We start from the raw sequence: 22,847 nt of genomic DNA, 5'->3' as shown, positions 1-22,847 counted from the left end.
GCGGGGCGGCGCGGCGACGCGCGGACCGAAGACTCTGGCGCGATTCGAATCACTGCGCTACACTGGCTGACGAGACCCGGAAAACCGGGCGGGCAGAACAGTACAGGCGGTCCAATGACTGAAATCGCACATGGTGCGGTCGTCGTCCTTCCGGGCGAGGCCATCGTCTCCCGTTGGTGGCGGACGATCGACAAGGGCGTGCTCGGCGCGCTGGTCCTGCTCTTTGCCGTGGGGCTCCTCCTCGGCTTCGCGGCCTCCGTACCCCTCGCGGAGCGCAACGGCCTCCAGCCCTTCCACTACGTCTATCGACAGGCCTTCTTCGGCGGGCTCGCCTTCGTGGTGATGCTGGGCATCTCGATGATGTCGCCCCACATGGTCCGCCGCCTCGGCGTCATCGGGTTCTTCTTCGCGGCGGCGGCCGTCATGCTGCTGCCGGTGCTCGGCACCGACTTCGGCAAGGGGGCCGTGCGCTGGTACTCGCTCGGCTTCGCGAGCGTGCAACCTTCGGAGTTCCTGAAGCCGGTCTTCATCGTCATGACGGCCTGGCTCATGGCCTCCGCGGCCGAGCCGAACGGTCCGCCGGGCAAGTCCATCAGCTTCGCCGTCCTCGTCGTCATCGTGGCCTTTCTCGCGCTGCAGCCCGACTTCGGGCAGGCGATGCTGACGATCGTGGCATGGTCGGCCGTCTACTTCGTCGCCGGCGCGCCGATTGCCATCCTGACCGGAGTGGTCGCCTGCGTCGGCCTCGCCGGCGTCTTCGCCTACCAGAACTCCGAACACTTCGCGCGCCGCATCGACGGCTTCCTGAGCCCCGACGTCGACCCGCGCACGCAGATGGGCTACGCCATCGACGCCATCCGCGAGGGCGGCTTCTTCGGGACCGGCGTGAACGAGGGCCGCGTGAAGTGGATCCTGCCCGACGCCCATACCGACTTCATCATCGCGGTCGCCGCGGAGGAATACGGCCTTCTGATGGTGCTCTTCATCGTCACGCTCTTCGCCTTCATCTCGGCGCGCTGCCTCATACGGCTCTGCCACGAGCGCGATACCTTCATCCGCCTTGCCGGCACCGGCCTCACGGTCCTGCTCGCCAGTCAGGCCTTCATCAACCTCGGCGTCGCCGTGCGTCTCCTGCCCGCCAAGGGCATGACGCTGCCCTTCGTCAGCTACGGCGGGTCCTCGCTCATCGCGATGGGAGCCTTGACCGGGATGCTGCTGTGCTTCACCCGGACCCGGCCGCAGGCCGAGATCGGGGATCACCTGCTGTCGAACGGATACCGCTGAGAGAGGGGCCATGGCCGACCCGCTGATCGTCATCGCCGCCGGGGGCACCGGGGGCCACATGTTCCCCGCGCAGGCCCTCGCCGAGGAGATGTTGAGCCGCGGCTGGCGGGTGAAGCTCTCGACCGACGACCGGGGCGCGCGCTACGCCGGCGGCTTCCCCGAGGAGGTGGAGATCGAGGTCGTCCCCTCCGCAACCTTCGCCCGCGGGGGACTCGCCGCGAAACTCGGCGTCGCGCCCAAGCTGACGGGCGGCGTGTTCCGCGCGCTCATGGGGTTTCGCCGCGACCGACCGCAGATCGTGGCGGGCTTCGGCGGCTATCCCGCGATCCCGGCGATGGCGGCGGCCGTGTTGATGAAGCTGCCGCGCATCATCCACGAGCAGAACGGCATCCTCGGGCGCGTGAACCAGATCTTCGCCACGCGCGTCGATGCCTTCGCCTGCGGCACCTGGCCCACGGTTCTGCCCGACGGGGTGGAGGGGCACCACACGGGCAATCCCGTACGCGCCGCGATCCTCGCCCGCGCCGCGGCTCCCTACATCACGCCCGGCGACTACCCGATGACGGTCCTCGTGATCGGCGGCAGCCAGGGCGCGCGCATCCTCTCCGACGAAGTGCCCGCCGCGCTCGCCACGCTGCCCGAGGACCTGCGCCGCCATCTGCGCGTCGCGCAACAGGCCCGGCCCGAGGACATCGAGCGCGTCACCGCCTTCTACGCGGCCGAGGGCATCTCGGCCGAGATCGCCCCCTTCTTCGACGACGTGCCGACGCGCATGGCCGACGCACAGCTCGTCATCTGCCGCTCGGGGGCCTCCACCGTGGCCGATCTCAGCGTCATCGGCCGCCCCTCTATCCTGGTGCCCTATGCCGCCGCGGCGGGCGATCACCAGACGGCCAACGCGCGCGGCCTCTCGGAGGCGGGGGCGGCGATCCTGCTGCCCGAGGGCAAGCTCACGCGCGAGACGCTCACCGATCAGATCGAGCTGATCCTCACCAACCCGGACGGCGCGTTGCAGATGCACCGCGCGGCCCTTTCGGTCGGCGTGCCCGACGCGGCCACGCGCCTCGCCGATCTGGCCGAGTATATTGCGAGCAAGGACCTATGAACGCGACCAAACTTCCCAATTCGATGGGCCCGATCCACTTCGTCGGCATCGGCGGCATCGGCATGTCCGGGATCGCCGAGGTGCTCTTGTCGAACGGGCTGACGGTGCAGGGGTCGGACCTCAAGGCCTCACCGATCACCGATCGCCTCGGCGAGAAGGGCGCGCGCATCTTCGTAGGCCAGAAGGCCGAGAACCTCGAGGACGCGGAGGTCGTCGTCATCTCCTCGGCCATCAAGCCCGGCAACCCCGAGCTCGACGCGGCCCGTGCCCGCGGCCTGCCGGTGGTGCGCCGGGCCGAGATGCTGGCCGAGCTGATGCGGCTCAAGTCGAACGTCGCCGTCGCCGGCACCCACGGCAAGACGACGACGACCACGATGGTTGCCGCGCTCCTCGACGCGGGGCAACTCGACCCGACGGTCATCAACGGCGGTATCATCCACGCCTACGGATCGAACGCGCGGCAGGGCAGCGGCGAATGGATGGTCGTGGAGGCCGACGAGAGCGACGGCACCTTCAACCGCCTGCCGGCGACGATCGCCATCGTCACCAACATCGACCCCGAGCACATGGAGCACTGGGGCGACATCGAGAACCTGCGCCGCGGGTTCACCGATTTCGTCTCGAACATCCCCTTCTACGGCCTCGCCGTCTGCTGCACCGATCATCCCGAGGTCCGCGCGCTCGTGGGCCGCGTGACCGACCGCCGGGTCGTCACCTTCGGCTTCAACGCACAGGCCGACGTCCGCGCGGTGAACCTGACCTACGAGGCGGGCGTCGCCCATTTCGACATCCAGCTTCAGGCCGAGGAGGCGGTGATCGAGGGCTGCCGCCTGCCCATGCCGGGCGACCACAACGTCTCGAACGCGCTCTCGGCCGTCGCCGTCGCCCGCGAACTCGGCGTGCCGAAAGACGTCATCCGCGAGGGCCTCGCCGCCTTCGGGGGCGTCAACCGCCGCTTCACCCGCGTGGGCGAGTGGAATGGCGTGCCGATCATCGATGACTACGGCCACCACCCGGTCGAGATCGCCGCCGTCCTCAAGGCCGCGCGGCAGTCCATCGGCGACACCGGCCGCGTCATCGCCGTGCATCAGCCGCACCGATATTCGCGGCTCGCCTCGCTCTTCGACGACTTCTGCGGCTGCTTCAACGATGCCGACGTCGTGGGGATCGCCGACGTCTATGCCGCAGGGGAAGACCCGATCGAGGGGGCAGGGCGCGACGATCTGGTCGCCGGCCTAATCCGCACGGGCCATCGCCACGCCCGCGCCGTCACCGACGAGGCCGACCTCGAACGCCTCGTGCGCGAACAGGCGCGCGCGGGCGACATCGTCGTCTGTCTCGGCGCGGGCACGATCTCGGGCTGGGCCAACGCGCTGCCCGACCGCCTCGCCGCGGCGTGACCGGATCGTTCCGGAACGATCCGACGCCGCGCATATCCTTCGGGAAGGATATGCGCCCGTGCCGCTGATCGCGCTGTGCCTCTGGGTGGTCCTGGCCTGGTTGCTGCAGATCGTCCTGACCGCGAAGCAGAGCTGGCCCGCGGCCTATGGGCTCATCGCACTCGGTCTGCCGCTCGTCGCCTGGCTGGGGCTCTCGCTCGGCTGGCCCTGGGCGCTTCTCGGGGTCGCCGTCATGGCGCTGGTGCTGCGCTGGCCGGTGATCTATCTCGGCCGCTGGATCCGGGGGAAAGTGAAATGACCTATCCGCAGGTGCGTGGCACCCTTACCGAGAACCGGCCGCTGGCCGACCTGACCTGGATGCGCGTGGGCGGGCCGGCGGATGCGCTCTTTCAGCCGGCCGACCGTGACGACCTCTGCGCCTTCCTGCGGGCGCTGCCCGCCGAGGTGCCCGTCTTCCCGATGGGCGTCGGCTCCAACCTCATCGTGCGCGACGGCGGGCTGCGGGCGGTCGTGATCCGCCTCGGGCGCGGCTTCAACGCGATCGAGATCGAGGACGACCGGGTGCGTGCCGGGGCCGCGGCGCTCGACGCCCATGTCGCGCGGCGCGCGGCGCAGGCGGGGCGCGACCTGACGTTCCTGCGCACGATCCCCGGCTCCATCGGCGGCGCGGTGCGAATGAACGCGGGCTGCTACGGCAGCTACGTCGCCGACCATCTGGTCGAGGTGGAGGCGGTGACGCGGGCGGGCGAGGTGGTCACGATCCCCGCGGCCGACCTGAGGCTCGCCTACCGGTCGAGCGCGATCCCCGAGGGCACCATCGTCACCCGCGCGACGTTCCGCGCCGAACCCGGTGACCCCGAGGCGCTCGAGGCCCGGATGACGGAGCAGCTCGCCAAGCGCGATGCCACGCAGCCCACGAAGGACCGCAGCGCCGGCTCCACCTTCCGCAACCCCGCGGGGTTCAGCTCGACGGGGCGGGCGGATGACACCCACGACCTCAAGGCGTGGAAGGTGATCGACGACGCCGGGATGCGGGGCGCGACGCGCGGCGGGGCGATCATGTCCCCCAAACACTCGAACTTCCTCGTCAATGCCGGTGGTGCCACGGCCGCGGACCTCGAAGGTTTGGGCGAGGAGGTGCGGAAAAAGGTTTTCGAGACCAGCGGATTGACGCTAGACTGGGAAATCATGCGGGTCGGAGAACCCGGATAACCCCGAAAGGTCCGTCAGAGGCCGGGGAAAGCAGACACCGGGGCGGCAAGACCCTGGCACGAGGCGCAGGATATTGGGTATGTCGGGCAGGACCTACCAACATGTTGCCGTCCTGATGGGCGGCCCCTCGTCGGAGCGGGACGTCTCGCTGTCGACCGGTCGCGGCTGCGCGGAGGCGCTGCGCGGCGAGGGCTATACCGTCACCGAGGTGGAGGCCGGGGCCGAGGGTGGCCCGGAGCTGGTGTCCCGCCTGCAACAGGTCGCGCCCGATGCCGTCTTCAACGCGCTGCATGGCCGCTGGGGCGAGGACGGCTGCGTGCAGGGCGTGCTCGAATGGCTGCGGATTCCCTATACGCACTCCGGCGTCCGCGCCTCCTCGCTCGCCATGGACAAGGCGCGCACGAAGGACGCCTACCGCATCGCCGGCCTGCCGGTCGTCGAGAGCCGGATCGTTCCGAAGGCCGAGGTCGCGGCCGGGCACGTCCTGCCGCTGCCCTACGTGGTGAAGCCGAACAACGAAGGCTCCTCGGTCGGCATCTACATCGTGACCGAGGGCACGACCGGGCCGACGCTGCCCGACACGATGCCCGCGCGCGTCATGGTCGAAACCTACGCGCCGGGGCGCGAACTGACCTGTACCGTCCTGGGGGACCGGGCCCTGCCGGTGACCGAGATCCATATGGACGGCTGGTACGACTACGAGGCGAAGTATGCGCCGGGCGGCAGCCGCCATACGGTGCCCGCCGACCTCCCCGAAGAGATCACCGCCGCCTGCCGGGACTATGCCCTGCGCGCCCATGACGCCCTCGGAGCCCGCGCGATCAGCCGGACGGACTTCCGCTGGGACGACACGCGCGGCGTGGACGGCCTGATCCTGCTGGAGACGAATACCCAGCCCGGGATGACGCCCACGTCGCTCACGCCCGAACAGGCCGAGGCGGCGGGCCTGACCTTCGGGCAGCTTTGCGCGATCCTGGTGGAGGATGCCTCATGCGACCGGTGAGCCCCCGCGCGTCCCGCCCGGTCATCGACCCGGCCCCGAGCAAGTGGCGCTACCGGCTGGAACGCCTTTGGCTCACGCCGCTCTTCCGGGCGCTGGTGCGCACCGGCATCCCGAGCTTCGGCTTCGTCATCGCCTTCACCTGGTACATCCACGACGAGGCGCGGCTGACCGCGATCATCGACACCTGGGAAGACGCGGTCAGCGCGGTGCAGGACCGGCCCGAGTTCATGGTCTCGCTCCTGCGCATCGAGGGCGCGAGCGCCGAGTTGCAGGACGACATCCAGGAGGCGCTTCCGATCGACCTCCCGCTGAGCCAGTTCAAGCTCGACATGGATGCCCTGCGCGAGAAGCTCGTGAGCCTCGACCCCGTCCTCGACGCGGAGGTGCGGGTGAAGGCCGGTGGCGTCCTCCTCCTCAAGGTGACCGAGCGCACGCCCGCCGTCGCCTGGCAGACGGAGGAGGGCATCGAGGTGCTCGACGCCGGCGGCCACCGCGTGGCCACGCTCCACAACATCGCCACCGCCGGCGCGCTGCCGCTGATCGCGGGCGCGGGGGCCGAGACGGCGGTGCCCGAAGCCCTGACGCTCGTGGCGGCCGCCCGGCCGATCGACGACCGCTTCATCGGTCTCGCGCGCATCGGCAACCGTCGTTGGGACGTGGTGCTGACGAACGGCCAGTCGATCGCGCTGCCCGAGGAAGCTCCGGTGGCCGCCCTCGATCGCGCGCTCGCCATGCACGCCGCCCATGACGTCCTCGACCGCGACGTCAAGGTCGTCGACCTGCGCATCCCCGAGCGCCCGGTCCTGCGCCTGACGCCCGAGGCGCGTTCGGAACTCAAGGGCCTGCAGGAGCTGCAGCGCCTCTCACTCGATCATTCGGAAGGGACCCAATGAGCCGCCTGTTTCACGCGCAGCGCGCCATGCGCCGCAAACGCCAGGCCGCGCTGCAGCGCGGTGTCGTCGCGATCCTCGACGTCGGCAGCTACAAGACGGCCTGCCTCGTGCTGCGCTTCGAGGAGAACACGCCCCAGGGCGAGGGCGTGGGCCACATGGCGGGGCAGTCGAACTTCCGCGTCATCGGCGCGACGACCACCCGCTCGCGCGGGATCCGCATGGGCGAGGTCGACGCCATGCCCGAGACCGAGCGCGCGATCCGCACCGCCGTGCAGGGCGCGCAGAAGATGGCGGGCGTGCGCGTCGACCACGTCATCGCCTGTTTCTCCGGCGGGCGTCCGACATCCTGGCCGCTCGCGGGCGAGGTGATGCTCGACGCGGGGCCCTGCACCGTCCACGACATCGGCCGCGTCCTCTCCTCGATCGACGCGCCCGACATCGGGCCGGGGCGCGAGGTGCTGCACGCGCAGCCCGTGAACTTCGGCATCGACCACCGCACCACCCTGCGCGACCCGCGCGGCCAGACCGGCGAGATGCTGCGCGCAGACATGCACCTTCTGTCGGTCGACGCCCACGCGATCGAGAACCTGCTGACCTGCATCCACCGGTGCGACCTGGAGCTGGCGGGACTGGCCTCCGCGCCCTATGCCGCCGCGACATCGGCCCTCGTCGAGGACGAGAAGGAACTCGGGGCCGCCTGCATCGACATGGGGGCGGGCACGACCGGCATCTCCATCTTCATGCGCAAGCATATGGTCTTCGCCGACACCGTGCCCTTCGGCGGGGCGCATGTAACCTCCGACATCAGCCAGGGGCTGCGGATCCCGGCGAACATGGCCGAGATGATCAAGTGCCGCTACGGCGGGGTCCACGCGACGGGCATGGATGACCGGGAGCTCATCCCGCTCGAGGCCGACACCGGCGACTGGCACCACGACCGTCGCTCCGTCACCCGCACCGAACTGATCGGCATCATCCGCCCCCGGGTCGAGGAGATCCTGGAGGACGCGCGCGCGCGCCTCGATGCCGCAGGCTTCGGCGATCTGCCGTCGCAGCGCATCGTGCTCTCCGGCGGGGCGTCTCAGATCCCGGGCCTCGATCAGCTGGCGGGCCGCATCCTCGGCAACCAGGTGCGCCTCGGCCGTCCGCTGCGCGTCCACGGCCTGCCCGAAGCGGCCAAGGGCCCGGCCTTCGCCGCCGCCGTGGGCCTCTGCATGCAGGGGGCCGAACCGCAGGACGAGTTCTGGGATTTCGACGCCGTGCCCGAGCGCACCTCCGGTCGGTCGCTTCGCCGGGCGATGCGCTGGTTCAAGGACAACTGGTAGGGCGGACAAAAGCCTTCGTGAGAAGCCTTTTGCGGGAGTTTTCGGCGAAAACTCCAGGAAGCTCTTTTCGCAAAAGAGCTTCGCTCCGACCACCTGCCGCATTTTTGCCGTATTTCGCCGACCCGATTCGATTTTGGGGTGACGCGCGGAATCAAAGGCGCTAGCCTGACGGGAATAACGCGGGAACCGCGAACCATGGCCTGAGGCGGGCCTCAAATACAGGTGGACAGAGCTATGACATTGAATCTCACCATGCCCGGCACGACTCCGGAGGTCGATCTGCGCCCGCGCATCACCGTGTTCGGTGTGGGCGGGGCCGGCGGCAACGCCGTCAACAACATGATCCAGAAGGACCTGGAGGGCGTGGAGTTCGTCGTCGCCAACACCGACGCCCAGGCCCTCGCGCAGAATTCCGCGCAATCCCGGATCCAGCTCGGGGCCCGCGTGACCGAAGGTCTGGGGGCCGGCGCGCGCCCGCAGGTCGGGGCCTCCGCCGCCGAGGAGACGATCGAGGAGATCGTCGACCGTCTGGCCGGCGCGCATATGTGCTTCATCACCGCCGGCATGGGCGGCGGCACCGGCACCGGTGCCGCTCCGATCATCGCCCAGGCCGCGCGCGAGCTTGGCATCCTGACCGTCGGCGTCGTCACCAAGCCGTTCCAGTTCGAGGGTTCCAAGCGGATGCGCCAGGCCGAGGAGGGCGTGGAGGCTCTCCAGAAGGTCGTCGATACGCTCATCATCATCCCGAACCAGAACCTCTTCCGCCTCGCCAACGAGCGCACGACCTTCACCGAGGCCTTCTCCATGGCCGACGACGTACTCTATCAAGGCGTTAAAGGCGTGACCGATCTCATGGTCCGCCCGGGCATGATCAACCTCGACTTCGCCGACGTCCGCTCGGTGATGGACGAGATGGGCAAGGCCATGATGGGCACCGGCGAGGGCGAGGGCGAGGACCGCGCGGTCGAGGCCGCAGAGAAGGCCATCGCCAACCCGCTTCTCGACGAGCTCAGCCTCTCGGGCGCGAAGGGCGTGCTCATCAACATCACCGGCGGACACGACCTCACCCTCTTCGAGATGGACGAGGCCGCGAACCGCATCCGCAAGGAAGTGGACGAGGACGCGAACATCATCGTCGGCTCCACCCTCGATCCGTCGATGGAAGGGTTCATGCGCGTCTCCGTCGTGGCGACGGGCATCGACGCCTCCGCCGCGACCACGCCCGCGCCCATGCCGCGCCGCCGGATGTCGTCGGAGGCTCCGGCGGTCGCCGCCGCTCCGGTCGAGGCCCCTGTGGAAGCGCCCGTCGCCGCCGCCGAGGTCGCCGCGCCCGCGCCGGTCGCCGAGGTTCCCGCCGAGCCCGAGACACCGAACTTCTTCGATGCCATGGATCAGCAGGAGGCCGAGGAGGCAGAGGTCGCCCAGAGCTTCTTCGACGATGCGCCGACTACCGAGGCCACCGACGACCTTCCGCCGCCCGCCTATACGCCGGCCCCGGCTCCACAGCCCGTTGCGGCCGCCGAGCCGCCGCAGGCCCGTTTCACGGCACCGCGCCCAACCGGCGCGCCCTCGCCCGAGGCGATGGACCGCCTGCGCGCCGCCGTCTCCAAGGGCGAGCGCAGCGTCACGGCCGAGCCGCCGCGCGCTCCGGCCGCCGGGGAAGGGCGCTTCGGGATCGGTTCGCTCATCAACCGCATGACCGGCACTGCCGCCGACACGCCGGTTCAACGCCCGGCCGAGCCGACGCCGACCCCGGCGCAGGCCGCGGCCCCCGAGGAGGACGAGCGGATCGAGATCCCGGCCTTCCTGCGCCGTCAGGCCAACTGACGCCCCGCGCGGCAGCCTTCCACACCTACGCGACGGCGGCCTCCCAAGGGCCGCCGTTTGCCGTCGCGGCGGATGTCCGCGGCCCTTTTCGCGCTCGAAATGACGCCGCGTTCCGTTCACATCCGGGTCGCCGATTTCCGGCTTCAGTGATCGTGTCGAATGTGACAAAGCTTTGAAAACCTGATGAATGAGACCTTACAGTGAGTGGTAAGCAAAAATCCGCTCATCCATCGAAGGTGCCTGTTTCAACCCGTAACAGCGGTTGAATTGCGAGACAGGGACCATCCGCGTAGCTGAGAGTTGAGGCAACGAGCCCGTGCAAGACGGGCCGCCATAGGCAGCAACCGCGGGGTGCATCATGCAGACCACGATCAAGGACATCGTCCACTTCCAGGGAACCGGCCTTCACGCCGGACGACCCGCGCGCCTGTCCGTTCATCCCGCGCCCGCGCACCACGGCATCTGGTTCCGCCGCACCGACCTCGTCGGCAACACGATGATCCCCGCGCGCCACGACGCGGTGGAGACGTCGCCGCTCTGCACGCTTCTCGTGAACGAGGCGGGCGTGTCCGTCTCGACGGTGGAGCATATCATGGCGGCGCTCTCGGGCTGCGGCATCCTGAACGCGATCGTCGAGATCGACGGCCCTGAGGTTCCGATCCTCGACGGCTCGGCCGCCGATTTCGTCCGGAAGTTCCTCGCCACCGGCGTGCGCCGGCTCGACGCGCCCGTCCACGCGATCGAGGTTTTGCGCCGCGTTCACGTGCAGGACGGCCTCGCCTCGGCGACGCTCACACCTGCCGATGAACTGGAGATCGACTTCTCGATCGACTTCGCCGACGCCGCGATCGGCCGGCAGCACAAGGTTCTTCGCCTCTCGAACGGTACTTTCGTGCGTGAGCTCTGCGACAGCCGGACGTTCTGCCGCCAGTCGGACGTCGACGCGATGCACGCGGCCGGCAAGGCACTCGGCGGCTCGCTGTCGAACGCCGTCGTCGTCGACGGATCCCGCGTCGTGAACCCCGAAGGATTCCGCCACACCGACGAGGCCGTGCGTCACAAGATGCTCGACGCCCTGGGCGATCTGGCACTGGCCGGGGCTCCGATCCTCGGGCGTTACACCGGCGTCCGTGCGGGCCACGCGATGACGAACAAGCTGCTGCGCGCGCTGTTCGCCGACCCGCTGGCCTATCGCATCCGCACCCTTTCGGCCGCCGATTGCCGCCTTCTGCCCGGCGCCGGTCTGGAGCGGGATGTCTTCGCGCATCTGTGACGCCCTTTTTCGCCGTCCCGACGCTTCACAGCCCCGAGCGGCTCGACTATGGTGCCGCGAGATGCCGTTCAGGCACGGGGCAGGAATGGGACGCATGACGGATCGGCAACCTCTTCGCATCGGCAGGCTCCTGACCGTGATGGCCCTGGCCGGCGGACTCACGGCCTGCGGTGGCGGCACCGACAACCTCGATCTCGAGGATACGGCCCCCGAGACCATCTTCACCCGGGCCGAGCTCGAGCTGGCTCGTGGCGATGCCGACGATGCGGCCGCTCTCTTCGCCGAGATCGAGCGGCTCTACCCCTATTCCGATTTCGCCAAGCGCGGCCTCATCATGCAGGCCTTCGCCTACCACAAGGATCGGGATTACGAGAACGCCCGCGCCGCCGCGCAGCGGTTCATCGACTTCTATCCGGCCGACGAGGACGCGGCCTATGCCCAGTACCTCCTCGCGCTCAGCTACTACGACCAGATCGATCAGGTGGGCCGCGATCAGGGCCTGACCTTCCAGGCCCTGCAGTCCCTGCGCACCGTGATCGAGCGTTATCCCGACAGCGAATACGCGCGATCCTCGATCCTGAAGTTCGACCTCGCCTTCGACCACCTCGCGGCGAAGGAGATGGAGATCGGGCGCTACTACCTCAAGCGGCAGCACTACCCCGCGGCGATCAACCGCTTCCGCGCCGTCGTCGAGGAGTTCCAGACCACGACGCACACGCCCGAGGCGCTCCTGCGGCTGGTCGAGGCCTATCTCTCGCTCGGCCTCACCGACGAGGCGCAGACGGCGGGGGCCATCCTCGGCTACAACTTCCAGTCCTCGCCGTTCTACGACGACGCCTATCGCCAGCTGACGGGTCAGGGCCTGTCGCCCGAGGCACGCGGCACCGGCTGGCTCGCCGAAATCTACCGCAGGACGATCCAGGGCCGCTGGCTCTAGTCAAGGATGGCCAGTTTGCGGCGTTTGCCCATTGGGCAAATGCTGTTTCGCGCGAGGTCGTCGGCATGTCCTACCCTCATGCACCCCCTCGCCAACCCCCTACCGTCGCAGTAACACTCGGTTCATGCTCCGCAGCCTCGACATCCGGGACCTCCTTATCATCGACCACCTGTCGCTCGACTTTCAGCCCGGGCTCAACGTGCTGACGGGCGAGACGGGCGCGGGCAAGTCGATCCTGCTCGATTCGCTTGGGTTCGTGCTCGGCTGGCGCGGGCGGGCCGATCTCGTGCGGCAAGGCGCGGAGCAGGGCGAGGTCACGGCAAGTTTCGCGCTGCCGCCCGGCCACGCGGCCCACGCGGTCCTCGCGGAACAGGCCATCGCCGCCGAGGAGGGCGAGCTGCTCCTGCGCCGGGTCAACGCCCGCGACGGGCGCAAGACGGCCTGGGTCAACGGCACCCGCGTGACCGGCGAGGTGTTGCGCGCACTATCGGAGACGCTTCTCGAACTCCACGGGCAGCACGACGACCGCGGCCTTCTCGACACGCGCGGCCACCGCCGCCTGCTCGACGCCTTCGCCGGCGTCGACCTTGCACCGGTTGCTGCCGCCTGGCGCGACCTGCGCGCCGCCCGCCGCGCCCTCGAAGAGGCCGAAGCGACACGCGATGCGGCCCGCGCGGAGGAGGACTTCCTGCGCCACGCCGTCGCCGAGTTCAACGCCCTCGATCCGCAACCGGGCGAGGAGGCGGAGCTCGACACGCGCCGCCGCATGATGCAGGGGGCCGAGCGCATCCGGGAGGACGTGGCGAAGGCGCTCCATGCGATCGGGCCGCAGGGGGCCGAGGGTCAGATGATCGACGCGACCCGCTGGCTGGAGGACGCGGGCGAGGCGGCGGAAGCCCTGACCCCGGCCATCGACGCGCTGAACCGCGCGATGATCGAACTGGGCGAGGCGCAGGCCGGCGTCGAGGGCTGCCTCGACCAGCTCGCCTTCAACCCCACGGACCTCGAGGAGACCGAGGAACGCCTCTTCGCGATCCGCGCGCTCGCCCGCAAGCACGGCGTCGCGCCCGACGACCTGCCTTCCTTCGCCGCCGACCTGCGCGACCGCCTCGACCTGCTCGACGCGGCGGAGGGGGGGCTGCCAGCGCTGGTGAAGGCCGCGACGGCGGCGCAGGGGGCCTACGACATCGCCGCCGCCGCCCTCACCGCGACCCGGACCGACGCCGCCCGGCGGCTCGACCGGGCCATGGCCGGCGAACTCGCCCCGCTCAAGATGGACCGCGCGATCTTCACGACGCGCCTCGCGCCCGGCACGCCGGGGCCCGACGGCGTGGACGAGGTCGCCTTCGAGGTGGCGACCAATCCCGGGGCCCCCGCAGGCCCCCTCGACAAGATCGCCTCGGGTGGTGAACTCAGCCGCTTTCTCCTGGCGCTCAAGGTCTGCCTGACGGGCGGGGACAGGGCGCGCACGCTCATCTTCGACGAGATCGACCGTGGCGTCGGCGGGGCCACCGCCGACGCCGTGGGCCGCCGCCTGAAGGCACTGGCCGACGGCGGGCAGGTGCTCGTCGTCACGCATTCGCCCCAGGTCGCGGCGCTCGGCGCGCATCATTGGCGGGTCGAGAAACGGGTGGAGGGCGAGACGACGCGCTCCACGGTCATGCCCGTCGCCGAGGCCGACCGGCTGGACGAGATCGCCCGGATGCTCGCCGGCGATCAGGTCACCGACGCCGCCCGCGGTGCCGCGCAGGCGCTTCTGGACGCGGCGGCCTGAGGGCGGGACGGTGTTCGTCCAGCTCGCCCTCGGAAGCCTTCTCATTCTTCTGACCGCCCTCGCCACGGCACCCGGCTGGTGGGTGCTGGAGACGATGCTGATCCGGGTCCAGCCCTGGATCGCACGCCGCCCCCACGGCCTGAAGCTGACGGTCACGCTGGCGCTGGCAATGCTCTGGTCGCTCGCCATGGTGACCGTCGCGGTCTGGATCTGGGCCATCGGCTTCTGGCTGCTGGGGGCCTTCGATCGCTTCGAGGCGGCGGTCTATTTCTCCCTCGTCGTCTTCACGACCCTCGGGTTCGGCGACGTTCTGATGGTCGAGGAGTGGCGTCTGCTCGGGGGGCTTGCCGCCGCCAACGGCCTTCTGCTCTTCGGCCTGCTGACCGCGATGCTGGTCGAAACCCTGCGCGAGACCCGTTCGCGTCAGGCCACGCGCAAATAGGTCGCGCCCGCGCGTCTCTCCCGTCGGGCAGTCGCCCGATTGCGCGCCGCTACAGCAGCCACATCGCCGCCAGCCCCAGGAAGGCGAAGAAGCCCACCACATCCGTCACCGTCGTAACGAAGGCCCCGGATGCCAGCGCCGGGTCGATGCCGACCTTTTCCAGCACCACCGGGATGCCCACGCCGGCGAGGCCCGCCACGGCGAGGTTGATGACCATCGCCACGCCGATCACCACCCCCAGCATCGGCGAGCCGAACCAGACGATCCCCACGATCCCCATGATGATTGCGAAGGCCGCGCCGTTGATCGTGCCCGCGGCCACCTCCCGCCGGATGACGCGCCAGACGTTCGCGCCCGTCAGGTCGCGCGTGGCCAGCGCGCGCACGGCCACGGTGAGCGACTGCGTGCCCGCGTTCCCGCCCATGGAGGCGACGATCGGCATCAGCACGGCGAGCGCCACGATCTCGGCGATCACCGCGTCGAACTGCGCGATGACGAGCGAGGCGAGGATCGACGTGATGAGGTTCACCCCGAGCCAGGGGAAGCGCCGCCGCACCGTGCCCAGCACCCGGTCCGACAGCGAGCCCTCGCTGTCGACACCGGCGAGGCGCAGGATGTCCTCCTCCGCCTCCTCGTCCAGGACGGCCATCGCGTCGTCGATGGTGATGACGCCCAGCAGCCGGTCGTCCTCGTCCACCACGGCGGCGGAGATCAGGTGGTACTGATTGAAGGCATAGGCCACCGCGCTCTCGGGCTCGGTCGCCTCGAAGGTGCGGAAGCTGTCCTCCTCGATCTCCGACAATGCCGTCTCGCGCGGGAATGACAGGATCTTGCCCAGCGTCACATGGCCCACGGGCCGCATCCGCGGATCGACCAGGATGACGTGATAGAACTGCTCCGGCAGGTCGTCGCTGCCGCGCATGTGGTCGATGGCCTGACCCACGGTCCAGAACGACGGCGCGATCACCACCTCCCGCTGCATCAGGCGACCGGCGGAGTATTCCGGGAAGGTCAGCGCCTGTTCGACGGCCACCCGGTCCGCATCGTCGAGCGCGCCGAGGATGGCTCCCGCCTGGCCCTCGTCCTCGAGGTTCTCGATCAGGTCGACCACGTCGTCGGTGTCGAGCTCCCGCACGGCCTCGGCCACGTCTTCGGCGGGCAGGGCGCTCAGCACCTCCTCGCGCAGCCCCTCGTCCAGCTCCGACAGGATCTCCCCGTCGATCTGCCCCGACCACAGCTCCACCAGGGTCGCGCGCTCGTATTCGGAGATCTGCTCGATCAGGTCGGCGATGTCGGCCCCGTGGAGCGGCTCCAGCAGGTCGTCGAGCGCCATTCGGTCGCGCGCCTCGAGCGCGATCTGCACCTGCCTGAGACGCGGCTGGTCCAGCTCGACCTCGTCCTCGAAGGCGTCTTCTACGGGCTCAGACTGGGACATGGGGCGCACCTCCGGGTTCGTGCCGTCGGGATAGCGCGCCCGCCGTCGAAGGGGTAGCGGCGATTTCGCCCCTGCGCTAAGCCGCGCCCATGACGACGCTCCTTCTCGGACAGACGCTGGCCTTCACCACCGATCCCTTCGCCATCGATCCGGAGGCGGCGGTCGAACATCACACCCACGGCGCGGTTCTGGTGCAGGACGGGCGCATCGCCGAGGTCGGCCCGGCCGACCGGATGCGCGTCGCGCGCCCGCAGGCCCGCGTCATCGACCACGGGGGGCACCTCATCCTGCCGGGGTTCGTCGACGCGCACGTCCACTATCCCCAGACCGCGATCATCGCCTCCTGGGGCAAACGGCTGATCGACTGGCTCAACACCTATACGTTTCCCGAGGAGGCGCGCTTTCGCGATCCCGCCCATGCCGAGGCCGTGGCCGAGACCTATCTCGACCTCGCGCTCGCCCATGGCACCACCGCGATGTGCAGCTTCGCCACGATCCACCCCGAAAGCGTCGAGGCGATCTTCGGAGCCGCCGCGCGGCGCGGCATCGCGATATGGGCCGGCAAGACCTGCATGGACCGCAACGCCCCCGACGACCTGCGCGACACCGCGCAATCGGCCTACGACGACAGCAAGCGCCTGCTCGCGCGCTGGCACGGGGCAGGGCGGGCCTCCTACGTCGTCACGCCCCGCTTCTCGCCCACCTCGACCCCCGACCAGCTCTCGGCCCTCGGCGCGCTCTGGGCCGAGCACCCCGACTGCCTGATGCAGACCCACCTCTCCGAGCAGACCGACGAGATCGCCTGGGTGCAGAACCTCTTCCCGGAGGCCCGCGACTACCTCGACACCTACGAGGCGCATGGGCTCCTCGGCGCGCGCGGCCTCTACGGCCATGCCATCCACCTGACCGAGCGCGAACGCGACCGGCTCGCCGAGGTCGGCGCGGCCGTCGTCCATTGCCCGACCTCCAACACCTTCATCGGCTCCGGTCTCTTCGACATGGCCCTCGCGCGGCGGATGCGCGTGGGCCTCGCCACCGACACGGGTGGCGGCAGCAGCTTCTCGATGCTGCGCACCATGGCGGCCGCCTACGAGATCGCACAGCTGCGGGGGCAGGCGCTCCATCCGGCGCAGCTCCTCTGGCTCGCCACCGAAGGCTCCGCCCGCGCCCTCCACGCCCCCGATATCGGCCGTCTTGCCCCCGGGGCCATGGCCGACCTCGCCGTCCTCGACCTCGCCGCGACCCCTGCCATCGCCCAACGCCACGCCCGCGCCGACACCCTCTGGGAGGCGGTCTTCCCGACGATCATGCTGGGCGACGACCGCTCGGTTGCGCAGGTCTACGTCGCGGGGCGGGGGATGCGGTGAGGGGGCTTTGCCGGGCGCGGCGAAGGGCAGCAATGAGCCCATTTTACCGGATGCTGCTTCATGCGCCAATGTCAGCTTTCCGACTTGCAGTGCTTCCGCAAGTCTAGGCATCGCTGCGGTTGAGCTCATATCTGGCCGGTGGAACCGCACACCTTAGGAAGTCAAGCCAATGCAGTTTTTGACAACAACGAATGTTTACGGACCGGGTGATCATTCGAACGAAGCATTCCTTGAACTCGTTAGAACGCCGCCTCAGGGTATAATCATATTGGACGGAAACGCCGGACTGGGTGCCGATTGGCCAGCAGGAATCTGGAAGAGTTTAAACGGAGCTGCTGTTGCACTCGCGATCTTCGCGGCTCCATCTACGATTGAAGAAAACTGGCCCATATGGAAAGAGATATTTGATGATATTGCTCAGCAGGTGATCGAATTTCATGGCGAGTATCGAATTGACCGTGACAGCGCACAGGTCATTGCGATGCACCACTCGGTTGCAGAGTACAAAATCGACCCAGATCGAATGTCAGTTCATATGGCCATCCGCCATTACTTCACATCAGTTGCCGGATACGAGGAACTTCTAAATTCTGATCGAGTAGATATGGATTGGCCAGAGCATGGAGGTGATGGCTCTGAAGGATTCACTATTGATGTGCGCAGCAACGAAGAGGCGGCACGACAAGCTAAATGTCGCTACATTTTTGGGATCGACGATGGTTCCAAGTGTATCACGATAGTGGTCGAGTCGGACGGGACAGTATCGTTGACGCAAGAGATGGATATGAATAGCGCTTGGGGTTGAACACCGCAGCTTTTCTTTGCCGAGAGGACTGATAGCCTATTTGGCGGCCTTTTTCTGGAGATACCAGAAACGGGCGAGCTTTGTGTGCTAGATGTGAACCGGTCATTTGGGTTCTTGTCATCAAGAACCATTTTGTCCGCAAAGCAAGCTCCAGTGCATCGCTCATGCGAGGGATTTCTGTCGTCTCTCGCGACGTCCGCCAGCCCTGTCACCCCAGCAAAAAACGGCACCGCGAGCGGTGCCGTTTCGTCCCGATCCGGTCGTTCGGTCGTCGTGACGTCAGCTTGTGCTGATGGTCACGCAGCTGTTCGTCGTGGCGTCGAAAGTCGTGCCCGGCGCGCAGGACATGGTGAGTTCCTCCTTGCCGTAGTTGCACTCGTAGGCCTGCGCGAGGCCGGGGGCGGCGACCATGACGGCGGCAGCCACGAATGTGTTGATCTTTCGGTTGATCTTCATCGCGTCGTCTCCTTGGCTGGGGGCATCCCCCGATGGCAGGTGACGTTAGGGTAGCCCGCTCCCGCGCTCCGGCAAAATGCCATACCGTCGCAGGGCGGGCAATCGCCGGGGCCGATCGCGCGGCCCCGGGGTGGATCAGTTGATCCGGTTGATCGTGTTGATGCGGTTGATCTTGTTGATCGTCATTGCGACGTCTCCCTCTCTCACTTGAAGTGCCCCGACGTTATCGGCAGGCGCGGATCGGGCAAGGCGGGAAATGTCTAAAATTCGATACGTTTCCGGATCGCTGCCGCCGTCGGCGCTCCCGGACGTCTTGTACAAAACGTCAAATCGGCCTCTCGGTGTCTGTACAAAACGTTCAAATTGTTCGTTCAGCCGAAGACGCGGGCGAAGATCGTGTCGACGTGCTTGGTGTGGTAGCCCATGTCGAACTTCTCCTTGATCGCCTCGACCCCGAGCGCGGCGACGACGTCGGCATCGGCCAGGAGCTCTTCCTTGAAGTCGGTGCGTTCTTCCCAGACTTTCAAGGCGTTACGCTGCACCATGGCATAGGCATCCTCGCGGCTCACGCCGGCCTGGGTGAGCGCCAGCAGCACGCGCTGCGACATCACGAGGCCCGGGAACTTGTTCATGTTGTCGAGCATGTTCTCGGGGAAAATCAACATCTTGTCGACCACGGAGGTCAGCCGTGCCAGCGCGAAGTCGAGCGTGATCGTCGTGTCCGGCCCGATGTTGCGCTCCACCGAGGAGTGGCTGATATCCCTTTCGTGCCAAAGGGTTACGTTCTCCATCGCCGGCACGGCTGCCATCCGCACGAGGCGGGCGAGGCCCGTCAGGTTCTCGGTCAGGACGGGGTTCTTCTTGTGTGGCATCGCCGAGGAGCCCTTCTGCCCCATTGAGAAAAATTCCGCACCTTCAAGGACTTCCGTCCTCTGCATGTGCCGGATCTCGGTTGCGATGTTCTCGATGGAACTGGCCACCACCCCGAGGGCGGCGAAGAAGGCGGCATGGCGATCCCGCGGGATCACCTGCGTCGAGATCGGCTCCGGCTCCAGCCCGAGCGCCTCGCAGACATGGGCCTCGACCGCCGGATCGACGTTGGCGAACGTCCCCACGGCCCCCGAGATCGCGCCCGTCGCGATCTCCTCGCGTGCGGTGTGCAAGCGTTTGAGATTGCGATCCATTTCCGCGTAGAACCGCGCGAAGGTCAGGCCCATCGTCGTCGGCTCCGCGTGGATGCCGTGCGACCGACCGACGCGCAGCGTGTCCTTGTGCTCGTGCGCCCGCCGTTTCAGCGCCGCCAGCAGCGCCTCCATGTCGGCGATCAGGATGTCGGCCGCACGCACGAGCTGCACGTTGAAGCAGGTGTCGAGCACGTCCGAGGAGGTCATCCCCTGGTGCACGAACCGCGCCTCCTCCGACCCGACGTGCTCGGCCAGATGCGTCAGGAACGCGATCACGTCATGCTTCGTCACCGCCTCGATCTCGTCGATGCGGGCCACGTCGAACTCCACGTCCCGTGCCTTCCAGACGGCCTCGGCATTCTCGCGCGGGATGACGCCCAGATCGGCCATCGCGTCGCAGGCATGGGCCTCGATTTCGTACCAGATGCGAAACTTGGTCTCGGGCGACCAGATCGAAACCATCTCGGGGCGGGAATAGCGGGGGATCATGGCGGCATCCTCTGGCAGCGGCGTCGCGGGCGTCATAGGCTGCGGACCCATGGCCTGCAAGGAAGACAGATGACGCCGCCCGAACGCCTTGCCGGTCTGCTCGGCACCTGGCGCACCCTCCGCGTGATCCGCCATGCGGACGGCACCCGTGCGCGCTTCGAAGGCGAAAGCCGCTGGGTGCCGGAGGGGGCCGCCCTGAGGTGCCTGGAGACGGGCCGCTTGACGCAGGGACGCCAGGGTTTCGAGGCCCGGCGAGAAACGCTCTGGCGGGCGACGCCGAAGACGCTCGAAGTCGCCTTCGCCGATGGCAGGCCCTTCCACAGCATCGCCGGTCCGTCGGCGCACCACGACTGCGCACCGGACACCTACGTGCTGACCTATGATTGGGGAAACTGGCCCCGATGGAGCGTGCGCTGGCGCGTCACCGGGCCCCGGAAGGACTACCGGGCGCTGACGCGGTATCGTCGGCTCTAGCCGCTGAGGCAGTCGCGTCCGGTGTCGCGCCAGATCGGCACGTTGAGCGACATGTCGCAGCGGGCCATGAAGCTGCGTCCGCTGATCGACAGACAGGTCTGCTGGCCGAGTTCCACCCGGTGGCCGGTGGTGTCGGTGCAGTAGCAGTCGACCGTCTTGCCCTGAGCGAAGCCGAAACCGGGCAGGGCGGCGAGACAGGTGACAAGGGCGATCCGGCGCATAGGCTATCCTCCTACCATCAGCCTAGCACCCCTGCGGCTCTTGACCTAATCCTGTCTGCGCCCCATGCACGCGGCATGTTGCCGCCCGACCGCCTCGACCAGATCCTCGCCCGTTTCGAATACCTCGAGGCCCGGCTGAACGCGGGGCCGGATGCCTCGGAGATCGCCGATCTGACGCGTGAGTATTCGGAGGTGCGCCCCGTGGCCGAGCAGGTCCGCGCCTATCGCGCGCTCGAGGCGCAGAAGGCGGACGCCGAGGCGATGCTGGACGACCCGGAGATGGCCGAGCTGGCCGAGGCCGAACTTCCCGAATTGCGCGCCGCGCTCGTCGAGGCCGAGGCGGCTTTGCAGATCGCGCTCCTGCCCACGGACGCGGCGGACGCGCGGCCTGCGATCCTCGAAATCCGACCGGGCACGGGGGGCGACGAAGCGGCGCTCTTCGCGAGCGACCTGGAGGCGATGTATCGCCACTACGCAGAGGCGCGCGGCTGGCAATTCGAGGTGATCGAGCGCCAGGAGACCGACCTCGGCGGGCTGAAGGAATGCGTGGCGCGGATCGCGGGTGAGGCGGTCTTCGCCCGACTGAAGTTCGAAAGCGGCGTGCATCGCGTCCAGCGCGTGCCCGCGACCGAGAGCGGGGGGCGCATCCACACCTCCGCCGCGACCGTCGCCGTCCTGCCCGAGGCGGAGGAGGTCGACATCGACATCCCCGCGACCGACATTCGCATCGACACCATGCGGGCAAGCGGCGCGGGCGGGCAGCACGTCAACACCACCGACTCGGCCGTGCGGATCACCCACCTGCCGACGGGCCTCGTCGTGACGTCGTCGGAGAAGTCGCAGCATCGCAACCGTGAGATCGCGATGAACGTGCTGCGCGCAAGGCTCTACGAGGCGCAGCGCGCGGCCGCCGATGCCGAGCGGTCGGCCGACCGGCGCGCGCAGGTCGGCTCGGGTGACCGCAGCGAGCGGATCCGGACCTACAACTTTCCGCAGGGCCGCATGACCGATCACCGGATCAACCTGACGCTCTACAAGCTCGATCAGGTGATGCAGGGCGACCTCGACGAGGTGATCGACGCGCTGACGGCCGATCTCCAGGCCCAGCTTCTGGCCGAGATGGGGGCATGACGACGCGGGAGGCGATGCGCGCAGCCCGGAGCCGGCTGGAGGCGGCGGGCGTGCCGGGGGCGGCGCGGGATGTGGCCTTGCTGCTGTCGGAAGTCGGCGGCGACGAGGCGGAAGCGCTGACCACGGAGATCGCCGCGCGGTTCGAGGCGCTGGTCGTGCGGCGCGCGGCGCGGGAGCCGATGTCGCACATCCTCGGACGGCGGGCGTTCTGGCGGCATGACTTCATCGTGACCCCCGACGTCCTCGATCCGCGGCCGGATACGGAAACGCTGGTCGAAGCGGCGCTCGCGGCCCCCTTCGAGACCGTGCTGGATCTCGGCACCGGCTCGGGCTGCATCCTGCTGTCACTGCTCGCGGAGCGGCCCGGCGCGAGGGGCCTCGGCACGGATATCTCCGAGGCGGCACTTGCCGTCGCGCGGCGCAACGCGGACGTCGTAGGGGTAGAGGCGCAGGCACGGTTCGTGCGGGCCGACTGGCTCGACGGAGTTGACGGCACCTTCGACCTCATCGTCTCGAACCCGCCCTATGTCTCCGCGGCGGAGATGGCGGATCTCTCGCCCGAGGTGCTGCGCGAGCCGCATGGCGCACTCTCGCCCGGTGGCGACGGTCTCGACGCCTACCGCGAGATCGCGCGCGCGGCTCCGGCCCATCTGGCCCCCGGCGGTCGGCTCATGGTCGAGATCGGAGCCGGACAGGCCAACGCGGTGACCGACCTCTGGAGGGCGGCGGGCCTCGCGAATATCCGGGTCATCGACGATCTGAACGGCAAGAACCGTGTCGTTTCCGGCGAAAAAGGGCCGGATTGACACG

At 68.5% G+C, this 22,847-nt stretch carries 23 protein-coding genes; 18 read left to right on the top strand and 5 right to left on the bottom strand.

The window, feature by feature from the left end:
* The first annotated feature begins 114 nt into the window (after positions 1 to 114).
* The 13 genes from HSX43_RS12935 to HSX43_RS12875 all read left to right on the top strand — a co-directional run bounded on the left by HSX43_RS12935 (position 115) and on the right by HSX43_RS12875 (position 14,475).
* A complete protein-coding gene (locus HSX43_RS12935) occupies positions 115 to 1,284 on the top strand; it encodes a peptidoglycan glycosyltransferase FtsW (RefSeq protein WP_179380560.1) in 1,170 nt (389 codons plus the stop codon).
* A gap of 10 nt (positions 1,285 to 1,294) precedes the next feature.
* Positions 1,295 to 2,389, top strand: coding sequence for a UDP-N-acetylglucosamine--N-acetylmuramyl-(pentapeptide) pyrophosphoryl-undecaprenol N-acetylglucosamine transferase (locus HSX43_RS12930; protein ID WP_179380559.1), 1,095 nt, complete (start codon positions 1,295 to 1,297; stop codon positions 2,387 to 2,389).
* Positions 2,386 to 3,789 carry a UDP-N-acetylmuramate--L-alanine ligase gene (murC, locus tag HSX43_RS12925; protein WP_179380558.1) on the top strand — a complete coding sequence of 468 codons (1,404 nt, stop codon included), beginning with the start codon at positions 2,386 to 2,388 and terminating at the stop codon, positions 3,787 to 3,789. The genes HSX43_RS12930 and murC overlap by 4 nt, the downstream gene beginning before the upstream one ends.
* A gap of 58 nt (positions 3,790 to 3,847) precedes the next feature.
* On the top strand, positions 3,848 to 4,087 hold the full coding sequence (locus HSX43_RS12920; RefSeq protein ID WP_179380557.1) for a DUF2484 family protein: 240 nt from the start codon (positions 3,848 to 3,850) through the stop codon (positions 4,085 to 4,087).
* Positions 4,084 to 5,001, top strand: a complete 918-nt coding sequence (gene murB, locus HSX43_RS12915) for a UDP-N-acetylmuramate dehydrogenase (RefSeq protein WP_179380556.1) — start codon at positions 4,084 to 4,086, stop codon at positions 4,999 to 5,001. Before HSX43_RS12920 ends, murB begins: the two co-directional genes overlap by 4 nt.
* A 79-nt stretch (positions 5,002 to 5,080) precedes the next feature.
* A complete protein-coding gene (locus tag HSX43_RS12910; RefSeq protein ID WP_179380555.1) occupies positions 5,081 to 6,004 on the top strand; it encodes a D-alanine--D-alanine ligase in 924 nt (307 codons plus the stop codon).
* Entirely contained in the window at positions 5,992 to 6,897 is a 906-nt protein-coding gene (locus HSX43_RS12905; protein WP_179380554.1) for a cell division protein FtsQ/DivIB, read from the top strand. Before HSX43_RS12910 ends, HSX43_RS12905 begins: the two co-directional genes overlap by 13 nt.
* On the top strand, positions 6,894 to 8,222 hold the full coding sequence (ftsA, locus tag HSX43_RS12900; protein ID WP_179380553.1) for a cell division protein FtsA: 1,329 nt from the start codon (positions 6,894 to 6,896) through the stop codon (positions 8,220 to 8,222). The genes HSX43_RS12905 and ftsA overlap by 4 nt, the downstream gene beginning before the upstream one ends.
* A 252-nt stretch (positions 8,223 to 8,474) precedes the next feature.
* Entirely contained in the window at positions 8,475 to 10,049 is a 1,575-nt protein-coding gene (ftsZ, locus tag HSX43_RS12895; protein ID WP_407929379.1) for a cell division protein FtsZ, read from the top strand.
* Between the two features lie 358 nt (positions 10,050 to 10,407).
* Complete coding sequence (gene lpxC / locus HSX43_RS12890; RefSeq protein WP_179380551.1) at positions 10,408 to 11,322, top strand: UDP-3-O-acyl-N-acetylglucosamine deacetylase; 915 nt, start codon at positions 10,408 to 10,410, stop codon at positions 11,320 to 11,322.
* 85 nt (positions 11,323 to 11,407) lie between these two features.
* The gene (locus tag HSX43_RS12885; protein WP_179380550.1) at positions 11,408 to 12,259 is read left to right on the top strand and encodes an outer membrane protein assembly factor BamD; all 852 of its coding nucleotides are present in this window, start codon (positions 11,408 to 11,410) and stop codon (positions 12,257 to 12,259) included.
* A 124-nt stretch (positions 12,260 to 12,383) separates the two neighbouring features.
* Positions 12,384 to 14,033 (top strand): DNA repair protein RecN, encoded by a 1,650-nt coding sequence (recN, locus tag HSX43_RS12880; RefSeq protein WP_179380549.1) that lies wholly within the window; start codon positions 12,384 to 12,386, stop codon positions 14,031 to 14,033.
* Between the two features lie 10 nt (positions 14,034 to 14,043).
* Complete coding sequence (locus HSX43_RS12875; protein WP_179380548.1) at positions 14,044 to 14,475, top strand: ion channel; 432 nt, start codon at positions 14,044 to 14,046, stop codon at positions 14,473 to 14,475.
* Positions 14,476 to 14,524: 49 nt separating this feature from the next.
* On the opposite strand, the gene mgtE is transcribed toward HSX43_RS12875, so the two are convergent.
* Positions 14,525 to 15,910 (bottom strand): magnesium transporter, encoded by a 1,386-nt coding sequence (mgtE, locus tag HSX43_RS12870; protein ID WP_179380547.1) that lies wholly within the window; start codon positions 15,908 to 15,910, stop codon positions 14,525 to 14,527.
* 89 nt (positions 15,911 to 15,999) lie between these two features.
* Between mgtE and guaD the strand changes: the two genes are divergently transcribed.
* Both guaD and HSX43_RS12860 read left to right on the top strand, forming a co-directional pair.
* Positions 16,000 to 17,277 carry a guanine deaminase gene (guaD, locus tag HSX43_RS12865; RefSeq protein ID WP_179380546.1) on the top strand — a complete coding sequence of 426 codons (1,278 nt, stop codon included), beginning with the start codon at positions 16,000 to 16,002 and terminating at the stop codon, positions 17,275 to 17,277.
* A gap of 169 nt (positions 17,278 to 17,446) precedes the next feature.
* Positions 17,447 to 18,082: a hypothetical protein gene (locus HSX43_RS12860; protein WP_179380545.1), complete on the top strand. Its 636-nt coding sequence runs from the start codon at positions 17,447 to 17,449 to the stop codon at positions 18,080 to 18,082.
* A 279-nt stretch (positions 18,083 to 18,361) separates the two neighbouring features.
* On the opposite strand, the gene HSX43_RS12855 is transcribed toward HSX43_RS12860, so the two are convergent.
* The 3 genes from HSX43_RS12855 to purB form a co-directional block, all read right to left on the bottom strand.
* Positions 18,362 to 18,538, bottom strand: a complete 177-nt coding sequence (locus tag HSX43_RS12855) for a chitin-binding domain-containing protein (protein ID WP_179380544.1) — start codon at positions 18,536 to 18,538, stop codon at positions 18,362 to 18,364.
* Positions 18,539 to 18,673: 135 nt separating this feature from the next.
* Positions 18,674 to 18,859, bottom strand: a complete 186-nt coding sequence (locus HSX43_RS12850) for a hypothetical protein (RefSeq protein WP_179380543.1) — start codon at positions 18,857 to 18,859, stop codon at positions 18,674 to 18,676.
* A 50-nt stretch (positions 18,860 to 18,909) separates the two neighbouring features.
* Positions 18,910 to 20,211, bottom strand: a complete 1,302-nt coding sequence (gene purB, locus HSX43_RS12845) for an adenylosuccinate lyase (protein ID WP_179380542.1) — start codon at positions 20,209 to 20,211, stop codon at positions 18,910 to 18,912.
* Between the two features lie 69 nt (positions 20,212 to 20,280).
* Here purB and HSX43_RS12840 point away from each other — a divergent pair, with 69 nt between their 5' ends.
* Positions 20,281 to 20,685 carry a DUF6314 family protein gene (locus HSX43_RS12840; RefSeq protein ID WP_179380541.1) on the top strand — a complete coding sequence of 135 codons (405 nt, stop codon included), beginning with the start codon at positions 20,281 to 20,283 and terminating at the stop codon, positions 20,683 to 20,685.
* Here HSX43_RS12840 and HSX43_RS12835 read toward each other — a convergent pair.
* Positions 20,682 to 20,906: a hypothetical protein gene (locus tag HSX43_RS12835; protein WP_179380540.1), complete on the bottom strand. Its 225-nt coding sequence runs from the start codon at positions 20,904 to 20,906 to the stop codon at positions 20,682 to 20,684. The genes HSX43_RS12840 and HSX43_RS12835 overlap by 4 nt on opposite strands.
* Before the next feature lie 75 nt (positions 20,907 to 20,981).
* Here HSX43_RS12835 and prfA point away from each other — a divergent pair, with 75 nt between their 5' ends.
* Both prfA and prmC read left to right on the top strand, forming a co-directional pair.
* Positions 20,982 to 22,037: a peptide chain release factor 1 gene (gene prfA / locus HSX43_RS12830; RefSeq protein ID WP_179380539.1), complete on the top strand. Its 1,056-nt coding sequence runs from the start codon at positions 20,982 to 20,984 to the stop codon at positions 22,035 to 22,037.
* Entirely contained in the window at positions 22,034 to 22,843 is an 810-nt protein-coding gene (prmC, locus tag HSX43_RS12825) for a peptide chain release factor N(5)-glutamine methyltransferase (RefSeq protein WP_179380538.1), read from the top strand. The genes prfA and prmC overlap by 4 nt, the downstream gene beginning before the upstream one ends.
* Positions 22,844 to 22,847: the final 4 nt, after the last annotated feature.

The organism is Jannaschia marina, assembly GCF_013404595.1.
Lineage (GTDB): Bacteria > Pseudomonadota > Alphaproteobacteria > Rhodobacterales > Rhodobacteraceae > Jannaschia > Jannaschia marina.
Note: the sequence above shows the minus strand (reverse complement) of the source record. Positions and strands in the feature narration are given on the sequence as shown.

What these genes read in the sequence shown, in the direction of transcription:
- HSX43_RS12935 (WP_179380560.1), top strand. Translation starts at nt 115, where the DNA reads ATGACTGAAATCGCACATGGTGCGGTCGTCGTCCTTCCGGGCGAGGCC.
- HSX43_RS12930 (WP_179380559.1), top strand. Translation starts at nt 1,295, where the DNA reads ATGGCCGACCCGCTGATCGTCATCGCCGCCGGGGGCACCGGGGGCCAC.
- murC (WP_179380558.1), top strand. Translation starts at nt 2,386, where the DNA reads ATGAACGCGACCAAACTTCCCAATTCGATGGGCCCGATCCACTTCGTC.
- murB (WP_179380556.1), top strand. Translation starts at nt 4,084, where the DNA reads ATGACCTATCCGCAGGTGCGTGGCACCCTTACCGAGAACCGGCCGCTG.
- HSX43_RS12910 (WP_179380555.1), top strand. Translation starts at nt 5,081, where the DNA reads ATGTCGGGCAGGACCTACCAACATGTTGCCGTCCTGATGGGCGGCCCC.
- HSX43_RS12905 (WP_179380554.1), top strand. Translation starts at nt 5,992, where the DNA reads ATGCGACCGGTGAGCCCCCGCGCGTCCCGCCCGGTCATCGACCCGGCC.
- ftsA (WP_179380553.1), top strand. Translation starts at nt 6,894, where the DNA reads ATGAGCCGCCTGTTTCACGCGCAGCGCGCCATGCGCCGCAAACGCCAG.
- ftsZ (WP_407929379.1), top strand. Translation starts at nt 8,475, where the DNA reads ATGCCCGGCACGACTCCGGAGGTCGATCTGCGCCCGCGCATCACCGTG.
- lpxC (WP_179380551.1), top strand. Translation starts at nt 10,408, where the DNA reads ATGCAGACCACGATCAAGGACATCGTCCACTTCCAGGGAACCGGCCTT.
- HSX43_RS12885 (WP_179380550.1), top strand. Translation starts at nt 11,408, where the DNA reads ATGGGACGCATGACGGATCGGCAACCTCTTCGCATCGGCAGGCTCCTG.
- recN (WP_179380549.1), top strand. Translation starts at nt 12,384, where the DNA reads ATGCTCCGCAGCCTCGACATCCGGGACCTCCTTATCATCGACCACCTG.
- mgtE (WP_179380547.1), bottom strand. Translation starts at nt 15,910, where the DNA reads ATGTCCCAGTCTGAGCCCGTAGAAGACGCCTTCGAGGACGAGGTCGAG.
- guaD (WP_179380546.1), top strand. Translation starts at nt 16,000, where the DNA reads ATGACGACGCTCCTTCTCGGACAGACGCTGGCCTTCACCACCGATCCC.
- HSX43_RS12860 (WP_179380545.1), top strand. Translation starts at nt 17,447, where the DNA reads ATGCAGTTTTTGACAACAACGAATGTTTACGGACCGGGTGATCATTCG.
- HSX43_RS12855 (WP_179380544.1), bottom strand. Translation starts at nt 18,538, where the DNA reads ATGAAGATCAACCGAAAGATCAACACATTCGTGGCTGCCGCCGTCATG.
- purB (WP_179380542.1), bottom strand. Translation starts at nt 20,211, where the DNA reads ATGATCCCCCGCTATTCCCGCCCCGAGATGGTTTCGATCTGGTCGCCC.
- HSX43_RS12840 (WP_179380541.1), top strand. Translation starts at nt 20,281, where the DNA reads ATGACGCCGCCCGAACGCCTTGCCGGTCTGCTCGGCACCTGGCGCACC.
- HSX43_RS12835 (WP_179380540.1), bottom strand. Translation starts at nt 20,906, where the DNA reads ATGCGCCGGATCGCCCTTGTCACCTGTCTCGCCGCCCTGCCCGGTTTC.
- prfA (WP_179380539.1), top strand. Translation starts at nt 20,982, where the DNA reads ATGTTGCCGCCCGACCGCCTCGACCAGATCCTCGCCCGTTTCGAATAC.
- prmC (WP_179380538.1), top strand. Translation starts at nt 22,034, where the DNA reads ATGACGACGCGGGAGGCGATGCGCGCAGCCCGGAGCCGGCTGGAGGCG.